At 64.7% G+C, this 397-nt stretch carries 1 protein-coding gene; it reads right to left on the bottom strand.

Going from position 1 to position 397, the window contains the following annotated elements; all coding sequences use genetic code 11:
• On the bottom strand, nt 1-352 hold a 352-nt coding region (locus ACQRAJ_RS08805), incomplete at its 3' end, for a helix-turn-helix domain-containing protein (protein ID WP_427748395.1).
• Between the last annotated feature and the right edge of the window lie 45 nt (nt 353-397).

The following is a 397-nucleotide window of genomic DNA, read 5'->3' on the forward strand; positions in this document are numbered from 1 at the left end:
TGGGCCTGAGCGCCTCGGCGCCGCCCTCGCGGTAGAGCGCGCACCATCTCTTGAGCGGCGCCAGGGACATGACCCCGAACGCCTCCATGGCGTCCCGCTTGCTCATGCCGCCGTCGACCACGGCCGAGGCGGCGGCGACCTTCTGCTCGTATGTGTACCTGGTCTGCTTGCCGTCCATGGATAGCAGCACCTCGCTTCCGAACGACCGGTATACGTAGAGCCATTGTCTCACGGTGTCGCGCGGGACCGACAGCGCCTTCGCCGCCGACTCGGAGCCGTGGCCTCGCTCGAAGAGCCCGATCGCCGCCTTCCTGGCCTCGATGTCGTGCTTCACCCTCAAGTCGACACGCATAAAAAGCCTCCCATTTCTCATGTCCAAGAAATGGGAGGCAGTTCA

Source organism: Collinsella sp. SGI.184 (assembly GCF_050313415.1).
Taxonomy (GTDB): domain Bacteria; phylum Actinomycetota; class Coriobacteriia; order Coriobacteriales; family Coriobacteriaceae; genus Collinsella.